This window comes from Bradyrhizobium sp. S3.3.6 (assembly GCF_040546905.1).
In the GTDB taxonomy this organism is placed as follows: domain Bacteria; phylum Pseudomonadota; class Alphaproteobacteria; order Rhizobiales; family Xanthobacteraceae; genus Bradyrhizobium; species Bradyrhizobium cytisi.
This window is the reverse complement of record NZ_JBEPOT010000005.1, coordinates 188,718-202,203: the sequence shown is the minus strand read 5'-3', so window position 1 is coordinate 202,203 and position 13,486 is coordinate 188,718. Positions and strand designations below refer to the sequence as shown.

Here is a 13,486-nt window from a genome sequence, read left to right as displayed (position 1 = left end):
ACCGCGGCAAAAAATCCATAATCCTTCGCCCTGAGGAATAGCCAATCGCGCGCCGAGGCCCCATGATCGGCCCCGAGTTACGTGATGCGCGGCAGGAAGCTCGACTGACATGAAACGTCTCAAAATCCTGCGACGGTGGTTCGCGCGAAAGTTCGGCTTTGCGCGGCTGGTGTGCCTTGCGCTGCTGATCGTCTTTGCGGGCTTGCGCGTCTGGGATCCGCCGCCGGTCCAGGAATTGCGGCTGCGCACCTTCGACCTGTTCCAGCTGGTCGACCCCCGTCACAAGACGGTGCGGCCGGTCACCATCGTCGACATCGACGACAGGAGCCTCGCCAGGTTCGGCCAATGGCCGTGGTCGCGCACGCGGATCGCGGACATGATCATCAACCTCACCAACAGCGGTGCGGTGGCGATCGGCTTCGACGTTGTGTTTTCCGAGCCCGACCGGCTCAATCCGGACCTGGTCGCCAACCAGATGCGCTATCTGGACGACGCCACACGGATGAAGCTGCGTGAGCTGCCGAGCAACGACCAGATCCTCTCGGAAGCGATCAAGCACTCGAAAGTCGTCCTGGGCGAAACCGGACTGCCGGAGGTCGGATCCGAGCTCGACAAGACGCTTCCCTTCACCGGTGTCGCGACTGTGGGCGAAGAGAATGCCGAAAAATGGTTGTTCGAATTCCCCGGCCTGCTGCGCAACGTGGCCGTCATCGAGAAAGTTGCCGCCGGTCGTGGCCTGTTCTCCATCAAGACCGAGCGCGACGGCTTTATCCGCCGCGTGCCGATGATCATGCGCGCCCAGGGCACCATCATGCCCTCGCTCAGCCTGGAGATCCTGCGGGTCGTCACGGGAACGCCGACGCTGCTGGTTCGCACCGACAAGACCGGCATCCGCGCCATCCGCCTTAAGGGCGTCGAGATCCCGACCGACAAGAACGGACAGCTCTGGGTGCACTACGCCCGCCGCGATCCCTCGATCTATGTTTCGGCAGCCGATGTGCTCGATAACACCGTGCCGCCGAGCAAGATCGCCGGCAAGCTGGTGCTGATCGGCACCTCCGCGGCCGGGCTGAACGACATCAAGACCACGCCGGTATCCTCGACCATGCCGGGTGTCGAGATCCACGCCCAGGTGCTCGAAAGCGTGCTGAGCCGTGCCATCATCTCCCAGCCGAGCTACGCGCTCGGCGTCGAGCTGCTCGCCGCACTGGTCATCGGCATCCTCGTCATCATCTTCACGCCGAATCTCGGCCCCGTCCGGCTGGTGCTCGCGGGCGCGGCGTTTGCCGCGGTCCTGATCGGCACCTCCTGGTTCTTCTACTGGCAACGCCGCTACCTCATCGATTTCACCTATCCGCTGCTGTCGACCACCGCGATCTACCTGACCTTCATCTTCTCGAGCTTCGTGCGCGAGCAGCGGCAGCGCGTGCAGATCCGCGGCATCTTCGCGCAATACATGTCGCCCGTGCTGGTCGAGCAGCTCGCGCAATCGCCGGAGAAAGTCGTGCTCGGCGGCGAGGAGCGCGAGCTGACGATCATGTTTTCCGACGTGCGCGGCTTCACCTCCATCTCGGAAAGCTACAAGCACGATCCGCAGGGCCTGATCACGCTGATGAACCGCTTCCTGACGCCGCTCACCGACGTGATCATCGAAGAGAAGGGTTACGTCGACAAATACATGGGCGATGCCATCATGGCATTCTGGAATGCGCCGCTCGACGATGCCGAGCACCAGGTCAACGCCTGCGAGGCCGCGATCCAGATGCTCGAGAAGATCGACGTGGTCAACAAGGAGCGCGAGCAAGAAGCGGCCGAGGGCGGCCACGTCTATATCCCGCTCAACGTGGGCATCGGTCTCAACACCGGCATCGGCGTGGTCGGCAACATGGGCTCCGACCTGAAGAAGAACTATTCGGTACTCGGCGACAGCGTGAACCTGGCGTCACGCCTGGAAGGCCAGACCAAGGAATACGGCTTTCCGATCATCGTCGGCTCCCGCACGGCGCTCGCCGCCAAGGACAAGTTCGCAATCCTCGAGCTCGACTTCATCATGGTCAAGGGCAAGAGCGAGCCGGAGGTGATCTATGCCATCGCCGGCCGCGAGGACGTGATGCAGTCGGCCGCGTTCCAGCGCCTGCGCAACATCACCATCGAGATGCTCGGCTGCTACCGCAACCGCGACTGGCACGGCGCACTCGAGGCCATCGAGCGCGGCCGCCGCAGCGAGGACGCCGACACGCTGGAAAAGCTGTTCAAGCTGTACGAGGCGCGCATCAAGGATTTCAAGATCGATCCGCCGCCGGAAGGCTGGACGGGAGCGTTTGCGCTGCTGACGAAGTAGCAACCAGCATCACCGCTCTCGTAGGGTGGGCAAAGGCGCGTAGCGCCGTGCCCACCATCGCTTTCACCGCGGCAAGATGGTGGGCACGCTTCGCTTTGCCCACCCTACGGCAGCTGTGCTTGACGCCGCCTCACTCCACCCCGATCGTCGTCAGGTCCTGGAACCAGTGCTGCGCCTGGACGAACTGCTTCACTTTCGGCGACAGCGCGTGCGGGTTGGTGTCGTGGACGACCCAGACCAGCGCGGCATCGTCGACGATCAGCGCATGCGCCTGCGCGATCAGCTCGTCCTGTCTGGCCGTGTCGAAGGTCTGCTTGGCCTCGTTGATCAGCGCGTCGACCTCAGGGTTCTTGTAGCCGCCCCAGTTGACGCCGACCGGTGCGATCTGGTCGGAGGCGAAGAAGCGGACGATGGCGTAGAGCGGGTCCGAGGTGACATAGGCGATGTTGTTGGCGGTGATGCCGGCGTTGATCTCGTCGGCCGCGCCCTTGCGCCAGTGCGTATAGAGCGTCTCGAGCTCGACCACCTTGAAGTCGATGTCGATGCCGATCTCCTTGAAGCTTTGCTGCAGGAACTCGTTCATCGGCAGCGACAGCATCTGGCCGGTGCCGCCCTGCGCGATGATGAAGGTGGCTTTCAGCGGCTTCGCCTTGGAGTAGCCGGCCTCCTCGACCAGCTTCTTGGCAGCCGCAAGATCATACTTGATGTCGAAGCTCGGCTTGCCGAACCACGGGCTCGACGGATCGACCTGGCCCTTGGCGGGTTTGGCCAGCCCATTCATCAGGCCGACGACCTCGTCGCGGTTGATCGCGAGGTTGAGCGCCTTGCGCAAGCGGATGTCGGTCCAGGGCGAGCCCGGCAGCACGCTCAGATGATAATTCCACACATGCGGCGTGACGTTGTCGACGATCTTCATGCCGGCCGCTTTCAGCTGCGGCACGGCATCGGGCGCCGGCGTTTCGATCAGGTCGACTTGCCCTGCGAGCAGCGCGTTGGTGCGGGTCAGCGCTTCCGGCATCGGCACCAGCACGATCTTGTCGACCTTGGGAATGCGCTTCGTGTTCCAATAGTCCGGATTCTTGCTGAGCTCGGCGAGCTCGCGCGGCACCAGTTTTGTCAATTTGAACGGGCCGGTGCCGGAGGGCTGGCTGGCGAACTTGTCCCAATCCTTGCCGAGCTTCTCGTATTGCGCGGGGCTCGAGACCAGGAACCACAGCATCTGATAGGGGAAGAAGGAATCGACCTTCTTGGTGGTGATCTCCACGGTGAAATCGTCGATCCTGGCGTAGCTCGCGACCGAAGGCAGCCGCGTCTTCACCTGCGCGCTCTGCCGCTTGTCGAATTGCGGCGCCTTGTCGTTGAGCACCTTGTCGAGATTCCAGATCACCGCATCGGCGTTGAATTCGCTGCCGTCGTGAAACTTGACGCCCTTGCGGAGCGCGAAGCGCCATTTGGTCTTGTCGGCATCGTCGACCTTCCATTCCGTCGCGAGTCCCGGCACCAGCTTGCCGGGACGGTCGGCAACATCCATTTCCCACGCAACCAGCGGATCGTAGATCGTATAGGCGGTGAACTGATAGGCGCCGGCGCCGCGATCGGGCTGACCCGTTGTCAGCGGAATATCCGCCATGGAGATGCCGTAGCGCACCACCGTTTCAGCGCGCGCCGGGATTGCGAATGACGCCAGCACAAGCACGGCGAGACAAGTCGATAATCGGATACGCATGGCCCAAAGCTCCAAGGGAAAATTCATGGGAGAATTCGGAGCCAAACGTGCAATCTTGATGCCAGAATAGGCAGTGCGATGCCTCCATGGCTGCTCGATCACAAGGACTTGTCGTCGCAGGGGCAATTTGCAGAATAAGTTTCCCCATTGGCATAGCCATTGCATACGTTTGCATCAAAATTAATCATCGATGGCCGCAAAAGGACTGAGGCAATGCTTATCAAGACCACCACCCGCGCAGCGCTGATTGCGGCGCTGGCCCTGGCGACTGCGGCCGCGTGGCCGCGCGCGGCGAGTGCCGAAACGGTGCTGCGCATCGGCATGACGGCTGCCGATATTCCGCGCACGCTCGGTCAGCCCGATCAGGGTTTTGAAGGCAATCGCTTCACCGGCGTCACCATGTATGACGCGCTCACGGGCTGGGATCTCTCCTCCGCCGACAAGGCCAGCGTGGTGATCCCCGGCCTCGCCACCGAGTGGAAGGTCGACGATGCCGACAAGACCAAATGGACCTTCAAGCTGCGCCCCGGCGTCACCTTCCATGACGGCACGCCGTTCAATGCCGACGCGGTGGTCTGGAACGTCGACAAGGTCCTGAAGCAGGACGCGCCGCAATTCGACCCGAGCCAGGTCGGCGCCACCGCTACGCGCATGCCGACGCTCGTATCCGCCAGGAAGATCGACGACATGACGGTCGAGCTCACCACCAAGGAGCCCGACAGCTTCCTGCCGATCAACCTCACCAACCTGTTCATGGCGAGCCCGGCGAAGTGGCAGCACTTCTATGACAAGGCCGAAGGCGCCGATGCCAAGGCGAAGTCGCAGGCCGCCTGGACTGCCTTTGCCAAGGACGCTGCAGGCACCGGCCCGTGGAAGATGGCGAGCTTCACGCCGCGCGAGCGGCTCGAGATGGTGAAGAACGTGGACTATTGGGACAAGGCCCGCGTGCCCAAGATCGACAAGATGGTGCTCGTGCCGATGCCGGAAGCCAATGCGCGCACTGCGGCGCTGCTCTCCGGACAGGTCGACTGGGTCGAGGCACCGGCGCCGGATGCGCTGCCCGAGCTCAAGCAGCGCGGCTTCAAGCTCTACGCCAACGAGCAGCCGCATGTCTGGCCGTGGCAGTTCTCGCGCGTAGAGGGCTCGCCCTGGGACGACATTCGCGTCCGCAAGGCCGCCAATCTCTGCGTCGATCGTGAAGGCCTCAGGGACGGGCTGCTTGCGGGTCTCATGGTGCCGGCGACCGGCACCTTCGAGCCCGGTCATCCCTGGCGCGGCAAGCCGACCTTCGAGATCAAGTATGACAAGCCGGCAGCGCAAAAGCTGATGCAGGAGGCAGGCTTCGGTCCGAACAAGAAGCTGGCAGTCAAGATCCAGACCTCGACCTCCGGCTCGGGCCAGATGCAGCCGCTGCCGATGAACGAATATCTCCAGCAGGCACTTGGCGAATGCTATTTCGACGTGCAGCTCGACGTCATCGAGTGGAACACGCTGTTCTCCAATTGGCGGCGCGGTGTCAAGGATCCCAGCGCCAATGGCTCGAACGCGACCAACGTCACCTATGCGGCGATGGACCCGTTCTTCGCGCTGGTGCGTTTCCTGCAGTCGTCGATGGCGCCGCCGGTCTCGAACAATTGGGGTTTTATCAACAATCCCAAGTTCGACGAGCTGGTGAAGAAGGCGCGGCAGACGTTTGATCCAGCCGCGCGTGACGCCGCGCTCGCCGAGCTGCACGCAGCCTCCGTCGACGATGCAGCCTTCCTCTACGTCGCCCACGACGTCGGCCCGCGCGCCATGAGCCCGAAAGTGACAGGTGTGATCCAGCCGAAGAGCTGGTTCATCGACTTCTCGCCGATCTCGATGACGCCGTGAGATGATCACTCTATCTATCCGTCATGCCCGGGCTTGACCCGGGCATCCACGTCTTTCTTGCTTCGTCTTTCTAAAGAGAAGAACGTGGATGGCCGGGACAAGCCCGGCCATGACGGCATCTACGCGCCAACCTGAGTAAACCCGACGTGCTCGCCTACATCGCCAGACGCATCGTCTATGTCATCCCGATCGTCATCAGCGTGGCGCTGGTGTGCTTTCTGCTCGTGCACATCACGCCGGGCGATCCGCTGGTCGCGGTGCTGCCGGCCGATGCCTCGCAGGAGCTCGCCGCGCAGCTGCGCGCCGCCTACGGTTTTGACCGGCCGCTGCCGGTGCAGTTCGGCCTGTGGCTGCTGCGCGCGCTGCATGGCGACCTCGGCAATTCCATTGCGACCGGCCGCCCCGTGCTCGCCGAGGTCATGCGCGCGGTCGGCAACACCGTCACGCTTGCGATTGCGGCCGCCATCATCGGCTTCACCATGGGCATCCTGCTCGGCCTGATCGCCGGCTATTTCCGCGAGACCTGGATCGACAAGCTCGCGACCTCCTTTGCCATCGCCGGCGTCTCGGTGCCGCATTACTGGCTCGGCATGGTGCTCGTCATCATCTTCTCGGTGGAGCTGAACTGGCTGCCCGCGGTCGGCGCCGGGCCGAACGGCTCTAGCTCCTGGGCCTGGGATTGGGCGCACCTGAAATATCTCGTGCTGCCGGCGATCACGACCTCGGTGATTCCGATGGGCATCGTCACCCGCACCGTGCGCGCGCTCACCGGCGATATCCTTTCGCAGGATTTCGTCGAGGCATTGCGCGCCAAAGGCCTGCACGAAACCGGCGTGTTCCGCCACGTCATCAAGAATGCCGCGCCGACCGCGCTCGCCGTGATGGGACTTCAGCTTGGCTACATGCTTGGTGGCTCGATCCTGATCGAGACCGTGTTCTCCTGGCCGGGCTCGGGCTTTCTGCTCAACTCCGCGATCTTCCAGCGCGACCTGCCGCTGTTGCAGGGCACGATCCTGGTGCTGGCGCTGTTCTTCGTCTTCCTCAACCTGCTGGTCGACATCGCGCAAGCCGCGATCGATCCGCGCATCAAGCGGGGCTAGCGGGATGAGCGAGCTTCCGTTGTCCGCTATCGCAGACGCCGCGCTCCAGGCTGCGCCTGCCACCAAGGCGCGCGGCTACTGGGCGACCGTCGGCCGGCGCATCCTGCGCGACAAGGTCAGCATGGCCTGCGCGCTGGTGTTGCTGCTGATCTTCGTCTCCGCCATTCTCGCGCCCTGGCTTGGACTCGAAGATCCCTACAAGGGCTCGATGATCCGCCGCCTGCGCCACATCGGCACGGCAGGCTATCCGCTCGGCACCGACGAGCTCGGCCGCGACATGCTGGCCCGGTTGATCTATGGCGGGCGGCTGTCGCTGGTGATCGGCATTTTGCCTGTCATCCTCGCCTTTGGCATCGGGACTTCGCTCGGGCTTGTCGCCGGCTATGTCGGCGGCAAGCTCAACACCGCGATCATGCGCACGATCGACGTGTTCTACGCCTTCCCCTCCGTGCTGCTGGCGATCGCGATCTCCGGCGCGCTCGGCGCCGGCATCCTCAATTCCATCGTGTCGTTGACCGTCGTGTTCGTGCCGCAGATCACCCGTGTCGCCGAAAGCGTCACCACCGGCGTGCGCAACATGGATTTCGTGGAAGCCGCGCGCGCCTCCGGCGCTGGGCCCTTCACCATCATGCGCGTGCACATCCTCGGCAACGTGCTGGGCTCGATCTTCGTCTATGCCACCAGCCTGATCTCGGTCTCGATGATTTTGGCGGCAGGCTTATCCTTCCTCGGCCTCGGTACAAAACCGCCGGAGCCGGAATGGGGCCTGATGCTGAACACGCTCCGCACCGCGATCTACGTCAATCCCTGGGTTGCGGCATTGCCCGGCGCGATGATCTTCGCGGTCTCGATCTGCTTCAATCTGCTTTCGGACGGCCTGCGCAGCGCCATGGACATCAGGAACTGAGATGATGATGCAGAAGAGCAATGGCGCGGCATGGGAGGTCGTCATGCCCGGGCTTGTCCCGGGCACCCACGTTCTTCGTCCCGTGTGGCAAGGCGTGGATGGCCGGGACAAGCCCGGCCATGACGGCGTGGAGGCTTTAGTACGGGCCATATGTGATGGCCTTGCTCCGACGGGGAGAGGCAGGAGGCCGCGGGCATGAGCGACACCAGCACCTCCGTTGCCATGCTGGAGCCGGTCGAGGACGTCGGCGGCGTCGCGCAGCCGTTGCTCCAGGTCAATGGCCTGACCAAGCATTTTCCGGTACGTGGTGGGCTGTTCGCCGCGAAACGTACCGTGCGCGCCGTCGACAATGTCTCCTTCTCCATCGCCAAGGGCGAGACCGTCGGCATCGTCGGCGAGTCCGGCTGCGGCAAGTCGACCACCGCGCGCCTCTTGATGCACCTGATGCCGCGCGATGCCGGCGACATCATCTATGACGGCATGTCCGTCGGGCAGTCGCTGTCGCTGCGCGAGCTGCGCCGCGGCATGCAGATGGTGTTCCAGGATTCCTACGCCTCGCTCAATCCGCGCCTGACCATCGAGGAATCGATCGCGTTCGGCCCCAAGGTCCATGGCATGGCCGATGGCACCGCGCGTGCGCTGGCGCGTGAGCTGCTCGGCAAAGTCGGCCTGGTGCCCGCAAATTTCGCCAACCGCTATCCGCACGAGATCTCCGGCGGCCAGCGCCAGCGCGTCAACATCGCCCGCGCGCTCGCGCTCTCGCCGCGGCTCGTGATTCTGGATGAAGCCGTCTCCGCGCTCGACAAATCCGTCGAGGCGCAGGTGCTTAACCTGCTGGCCGATCTCAAGCGCGAGTTCGGCCTGACCTATCTCTTCATCAGCCACGACCTCAACGTCGTCCGCTACATCAGCGACCGCGTGCTGGTGATGTATCTCGGCGAGGTGGTCGAGCTCGGCCCCGTCGACCAGGTCTGGGACGCGCCCGCGCATCCCTATACGCGCGCGCTGCTGGCCGCGATGCCGTCCTCCGATCCTGATAGGCGCACCGAGCAGCCGCCGATCACGGGCGATCCACCCAATCCGATCGATCCGCCCGCGGGCTGCCGCTTCCACACCCGTTGTGCGTTTGCGGAGCCGCTCTGCGCAAATGCTGCACCAAAGCTCACCGCGCTGGATAATATGGGCCACGAGGCCGCGTGCTACATGGCGATTCCGGGTTCAGGCCATAGCCGCGCGCCCTGAGAGGAAACCGCATGACGAGACCGACGACAAAAGAGATCCAGGCGACGGCACAAGTCGCCGGTATTCCCGTGAACGACGAGATCGCGACGCGCATCTCCAATTCCATTGGACCGGCCTTCGAAGGCTTTGCCGCCATCGCCGGCACGTTGCCGTTCGACCTCGAGCCCGCGCTCTATCCGCTCGCGCAGACGCAGAAGGTGTCGAAATGAGCACCGAGCCTGCCTTGATGACGCTCACCGAGGTCGCGCGCGCGATCGCGATGAAGCAGGTGTCCTCGCATGAGGTGACGCGCGCGCTGCTGCATCGCATCGCGCAGTGGCAGCCGCATCTCAACGCCTTCATGTCGATCGAGTCCGAAGCCGCGTTGAAGGCGGCCGATGCCGCCGACGCCGCGCTCGCCAAAGGCGAGCTCCGAGGTCCCTTGCATGGCGTTCCGCTCGCGCACAAGGACATGTATTACGACGCAGGCCACGTCTCGACCTGCGGCTCGCTGATCCGTCGCGATTTCGTGCCGACCGTGACGTCCACCGCCTTGCAGCGATTGAAGGACGCCGGCCAGATTCGCCTCGGCACGCTGCATCTGGCCGAGTTCGCCTATGGCCCGACCGGCCACAACGCCCATTACGGGCCGGTGCGCAATCCCTGGAACGTCGCGCATATCACCGGCGGCTCCTCGTCGGGCTCCGGCTCGTCGGTCGCCGCGCGGCTGACTTATGCGGCGCTGGGCTCCGACACCGGCGGCTCGATCCGCATGCCCGCGCATTTCTGCGGCGTCACGGGATTGAAGACCACCGTCGGCCGCGTCAGCCGCGCCGGAGCGATGCCGCTGTCGCAATCGCTCGACACGGTCGGCCCGCTCGCGCGCACCACTGAGGACTGCGCGCTGCTGCTGGCGCTGATGGCCGGTCCCGCCCCCGAGGATTCGACCGCAAGCCACGAGCCGCTGTCGGACTATGTCGCGGCAACCAAAGGCTCGCTGAAGGGCCTCAAGATCGGCGTGCCCGCGTCGTTCTATGTCGACGATCTCGATAGCGAGGTGGCGCGCGTGCTGGACGAGACCATCGCGGTGCTCAAGCGCGAGGGCGCCGAGATCGTCACGGTCGAGCTGCCCGACCAGCGGCAATTGTCCGCGGCGAGCCAGCTCGTGCTCGCGGCGGAAGCCGCCGCCTTCCACAAGCGCTGGATGATCGAACGTCCGCAGGATTATGGCTCGCAGGTGCTGATGCGGCTGCAGAACGGTCTCGCCGTGCCCGCCATCACCTATCTCGAGGCGATGCGCTGGCGCGGCCCGGCACTCGCCACCCACAATGCCGCGGCCGCAGGCGTGGATGCGATCATCGCACCGGCATCTCCGGTGCCTGCACCGACCATCGAGGAGAGCGACGTCGGCGGCGGCCCGAATGCGCCGGCGCTGTTGCAGCGGCTGACGCTGTTCACCCGTCCAGTGAATTTTCTGGGCTTGCCGTCGCTCACCATTCCCTCCGGCTTCACCAGGAGTGGCCTGCCTGTAGGCATGCAGCTGATCGGCCGCTCCTTCGATGAAGCGACCTTGCTCACCATCGGCGCCGCCTTCCAGCGCGTCACCGACTATCACGACCGGGTACCCAAGCTGCCGTCATGACAAAGCTCGTCGAGATCTCAGGCCTCAACATCCGCTTCACCGGCGAGCGCACGGTCTATGCCGTGAACGATCTCAATCTCTCGCTCGGCGACGGCGAGGTGCTGGGCCTGCTCGGCGAATCCGGTTCGGGCAAGAGCGTGACCCTGCGCGCGTTGATGCGGCTGTTGCCGAAGAAGCGCACGCAGATTTCCGGCAAGGTCGACGTCATGGGCCGCGACGTGCTCGCGATGAACGACGAGGAGCTGTCGTCGTTCCGCGGCCAGACCGTCTCGATGATCTTTCAGGAGCCGGCACTCGCGCTCGACCCGGTCTACACCATCGGCGCGCAGATCGCCGAGAGCGTCGTGCGCCACGAGGGCAAGTCGTATGCGGAGGGCACGGCGCGCGCACTTGAGATGCTCGAGGTCGTGCGCATCCCGTCTGCCAAGCGGCGGCTCGATGCCTATCCGCACGAAATGTCCGGCGGCATGCGCCAGCGTGCGATGATCGCGCTGGCGCTCGCCTGCCGTCCGAAGATTTTGCTCGCGGACGAGCCGACCACGGCGCTTGATGCCACCGTGCAGATCCAGATCCTGCTGCTGCTGCGCGAGCTGCAACGCGAGTTCGGCATGTCCGTCATCTTCGTCACCCACGACATTGGTGTTGCCATCGAGATCTGCGACCGCGTCGCGGTGATGTATGCCGGCCAGATCGTGGAGCAGGGCAGCCTGCGCGACATCGTCCGCTCCCCGGTCCATCCCTATGCCAAGGGCCTGCTCGCCTCGACCATCCACGGCGCCAAGCGGGGGCAGCGCCTCGAGACCATCCCCGGCACCCCGCCATCGCTGGCCGAAATGCCCCACAACTGCTCCTTCGCCCCCCGCTGCGCCGTGGCGCAGCCGCGCTGCATCGCGCAATTGCCTGCGAATGTGGAGGTTGCGCCGGGCCGAGCGGCACGGTGCGTGCTGGCGGAGGCGGTGGCCGCGACGTAGCAAGCTGTTGCTCCGGCCGTAGTCGACTGGCCGACAGAGTATTCGTGGCGAACTGAAGCGGACGGGGGAATTGTCTATGAATGCCGCATCATGCGGCATGCGCGTCGCACGGATTGGTTTCGCGTGCGCGATGCGATGGATTGCCGCATCAATAGGCAAATGTACTCACGCGTCGACAACGAGATCGCTTGCGTGGATTTCGCTACCACCGATCGTGCTGAGGTCGTTCCTCTGTGGCACCATGCTTTTGGTCTCTGCGCTGAATCGAGAAAATTTTAGGAAGATCGCACGAGGATACGTTGCCCAACGGCATCGCATGAAGTCAATTTTGAGTTTCTTCACGATGCGCGTTGCCGCCCCTCTGGCTCTCGCCCAGATTGTTCTCTAGATCAGCCAGACGAATCGGTGACGAAGCTTCCGAGCGGGTAGGGCAACGACGCGATCATGATGAATGCCATGTGGGGCGCGACTGCGGCAGGAACCTGCATCGGCCCTATCTGGAGCGTCCGGCGTAAGCAGGTGATGTCCCACATGGGATGCCGCTCCTTTATCTTATCTCGCTGAAGTTCGCCGGCCTGTCAGACGCAGGCGACACAACCTTGGGGAATACGCTTCCGTTTGGCCGACGTTGGTCGCGCAGCGGAGGCGAAAATACATGCAACAAGATGATCGCAGGCCGTCGAGCGCAGCAAGGCTCCTGGAACCAGTTCCCCTGCCACGCGAGCCCCGGGATGTCAGGGATAGAGCGCCGGCGCCGCCGCGGCTGTTCTCGACCCGGCCCTATCCTGCGCCGGAACAGTTTGACGTCTGGAAAACGCGCATGGCCTCGTTGCTCGATGTCGCGCCACCGGAAGGCCACGATCCCGCACGGGGATTCGAGGTCGAATACCTGACCTGCAACATGGCAGATGTCGTGTTTACGTCCGGACGGTTTACGGCTCAAACCTTCGCGCGCGTTTTCGCGCCATCCCCGGTCGATATCTGGTGGTTGTTCCGTGTGCGCTCGGGAGAAGCCTGGTTCGAGACCGGCGAGCGGCAAATCCATGCCGGGCCTGGAGCGATGTTCATCATTTCGCTCGACGACGACTTCCGCGGCCGCATCTCGGATTATGAGGGTCTGGTGATTGGCTTGCGGCGGGACGCATTCGAGCGCGTGGCGGAGCAGATCGACAGCGTTTGCAACACCATCCTGACCGGCAATCTGATCGAGCTGCTGGCCGATTATCTGGATCGGCTCGAAATGCGTGTCATCCAGATGTCATCTGACGAGTTGAGGCAGGCTGGACGCGCGACGGCGAGCATGATCGCCGCATGTATCGAGCTGTCCGGCACCAGGCTGGAGCAGGGGCGAGGCGCCATCGAATCGATCCTGTTCGAGCGCGCCCGCGAGTATATTGAGGCGCATCTGGGCGAGTTTGACCTCACGCCGAATCGCGTGGCGGAACAATTGCGGGTCTCGCGCTCGAACCTCTACCGTGCCTTCGAAAGCGCCGGCGGGGTGGCCGGCTACATCATGCGCAGGCGTCTGCGTGCCGCGCATGCGGAACTGGTCGCAAGCGCGGACAAACGGGTGCAGGAGATCGCCTATCGCCACGGCTTCAAGCAGGCGTCGGATTTCACGCGCGCCTTCCGACGTGAATTCGGCGTCAGCCCGCGCGTGGCGCGCGAACGGGCGCGCGCCGGATCAATTGCGGGTTGAATTGTGA

At 64.0% G+C, this 13,486-nt stretch carries 10 protein-coding genes; 9 read left to right on the top strand and 1 reads right to left on the bottom strand.

Going from position 1 to position 13,486, the window contains the following annotated elements; translation table 11 throughout:
* Positions 1-109: 109 nt before the first annotated feature.
* Complete coding sequence (locus ABID59_RS17405; protein WP_354084165.1) at positions 110-2,341, top strand: CHASE2 domain-containing protein; 2,232 nt, start codon at positions 110-112, stop codon at positions 2,339-2,341.
* 130 nt (positions 2,342-2,471) lie between these two features.
* Here the strand turns inward: ABID59_RS17405 and ABID59_RS17400 are convergent, their stop codons facing one another.
* Positions 2,472-4,067: an ABC transporter substrate-binding protein gene (locus ABID59_RS17400; RefSeq protein ID WP_354084164.1), complete on the bottom strand. Its 1,596-nt coding sequence runs from the start codon at positions 4,065-4,067 to the stop codon at positions 2,472-2,474.
* Positions 4,068-4,280: 213 nt separating this feature from the next.
* Here ABID59_RS17400 and ABID59_RS17395 point away from each other — a divergent pair, with 213 nt between their 5' ends.
* The 8 genes from ABID59_RS17395 to ABID59_RS17360 all read left to right on the top strand — a co-directional run bounded on the left by ABID59_RS17395 (position 4,281) and on the right by ABID59_RS17360 (position 13,479).
* Positions 4,281-5,939, top strand: coding sequence for an ABC transporter substrate-binding protein (locus ABID59_RS17395; RefSeq protein ID WP_354084163.1), 1,659 nt, complete (start codon positions 4,281-4,283; stop codon positions 5,937-5,939).
* Between the two features lie 146 nt (positions 5,940-6,085).
* Positions 6,086-7,039 (top strand): ABC transporter permease, encoded by a 954-nt coding sequence (locus tag ABID59_RS17390; RefSeq protein WP_148755905.1) that lies wholly within the window; start codon positions 6,086-6,088, stop codon positions 7,037-7,039.
* A 4-nt stretch (positions 7,040-7,043) separates the two neighbouring features.
* Positions 7,044-7,946: an ABC transporter permease gene (locus tag ABID59_RS17385; protein WP_354084162.1), complete on the top strand. Its 903-nt coding sequence runs from the start codon at positions 7,044-7,046 to the stop codon at positions 7,944-7,946.
* A gap of 195 nt (positions 7,947-8,141) precedes the next feature.
* Complete coding sequence (locus ABID59_RS17380; RefSeq protein ID WP_354084161.1) at positions 8,142-9,188, top strand: ABC transporter ATP-binding protein; 1,047 nt, start codon at positions 8,142-8,144, stop codon at positions 9,186-9,188.
* 11 nt (positions 9,189-9,199) lie between these two features.
* A complete protein-coding gene (locus tag ABID59_RS17375) occupies positions 9,200-9,397 on the top strand; it encodes a hypothetical protein (RefSeq protein WP_148754995.1) in 198 nt (65 codons plus the stop codon).
* The gene (locus ABID59_RS17370; protein ID WP_354084160.1) at positions 9,394-10,809 is read left to right on the top strand and encodes an amidase; all 1,416 of its coding nucleotides are present in this window, start codon (positions 9,394-9,396) and stop codon (positions 10,807-10,809) included. Before ABID59_RS17375 ends, ABID59_RS17370 begins: the two co-directional genes overlap by 4 nt.
* The gene (locus ABID59_RS17365) at positions 10,806-11,780 is read left to right on the top strand and encodes an ABC transporter ATP-binding protein (protein ID WP_354084159.1); all 975 of its coding nucleotides are present in this window, start codon (positions 10,806-10,808) and stop codon (positions 11,778-11,780) included. Before ABID59_RS17370 ends, ABID59_RS17365 begins: the two co-directional genes overlap by 4 nt.
* Positions 11,781-12,600: 820 nt before the next feature.
* Entirely contained in the window at positions 12,601-13,479 is an 879-nt protein-coding gene (locus tag ABID59_RS17360) for a helix-turn-helix domain-containing protein (RefSeq protein ID WP_354084158.1), read from the top strand.
* The last annotated feature ends 7 nt before the right edge of the window (positions 13,480-13,486 follow it).

Excerpts from the sequence above, each read along its gene's own strand:
- ABID59_RS17400 (WP_354084164.1), bottom strand. The coding sequence starts at position 4,067 with ATGCGTATCCGATTATCGACTTGTCTCGCCGTGCTTGTGCTGGCGTCA.
- ABID59_RS17360 (WP_354084158.1), top strand. The coding sequence starts at position 12,601 with ATGGCCTCGTTGCTCGATGTCGCGCCACCGGAAGGCCACGATCCCGCA.
- ABID59_RS17365 (WP_354084159.1), top strand. The coding sequence starts at position 10,806 with ATGACAAAGCTCGTCGAGATCTCAGGCCTCAACATCCGCTTCACCGGC.
- ABID59_RS17370 (WP_354084160.1), top strand. The coding sequence starts at position 9,394 with ATGAGCACCGAGCCTGCCTTGATGACGCTCACCGAGGTCGCGCGCGCG.
- ABID59_RS17380 (WP_354084161.1), top strand. The coding sequence starts at position 8,142 with ATGAGCGACACCAGCACCTCCGTTGCCATGCTGGAGCCGGTCGAGGAC.
- ABID59_RS17405 (WP_354084165.1), top strand. The coding sequence starts at position 110 with ATGAAACGTCTCAAAATCCTGCGACGGTGGTTCGCGCGAAAGTTCGGC.
- ABID59_RS17395 (WP_354084163.1), top strand. The coding sequence starts at position 4,281 with ATGCTTATCAAGACCACCACCCGCGCAGCGCTGATTGCGGCGCTGGCC.
- ABID59_RS17375 (WP_148754995.1), top strand. The coding sequence starts at position 9,200 with ATGACGAGACCGACGACAAAAGAGATCCAGGCGACGGCACAAGTCGCC.
- ABID59_RS17385 (WP_354084162.1), top strand. The coding sequence starts at position 7,044 with ATGAGCGAGCTTCCGTTGTCCGCTATCGCAGACGCCGCGCTCCAGGCT.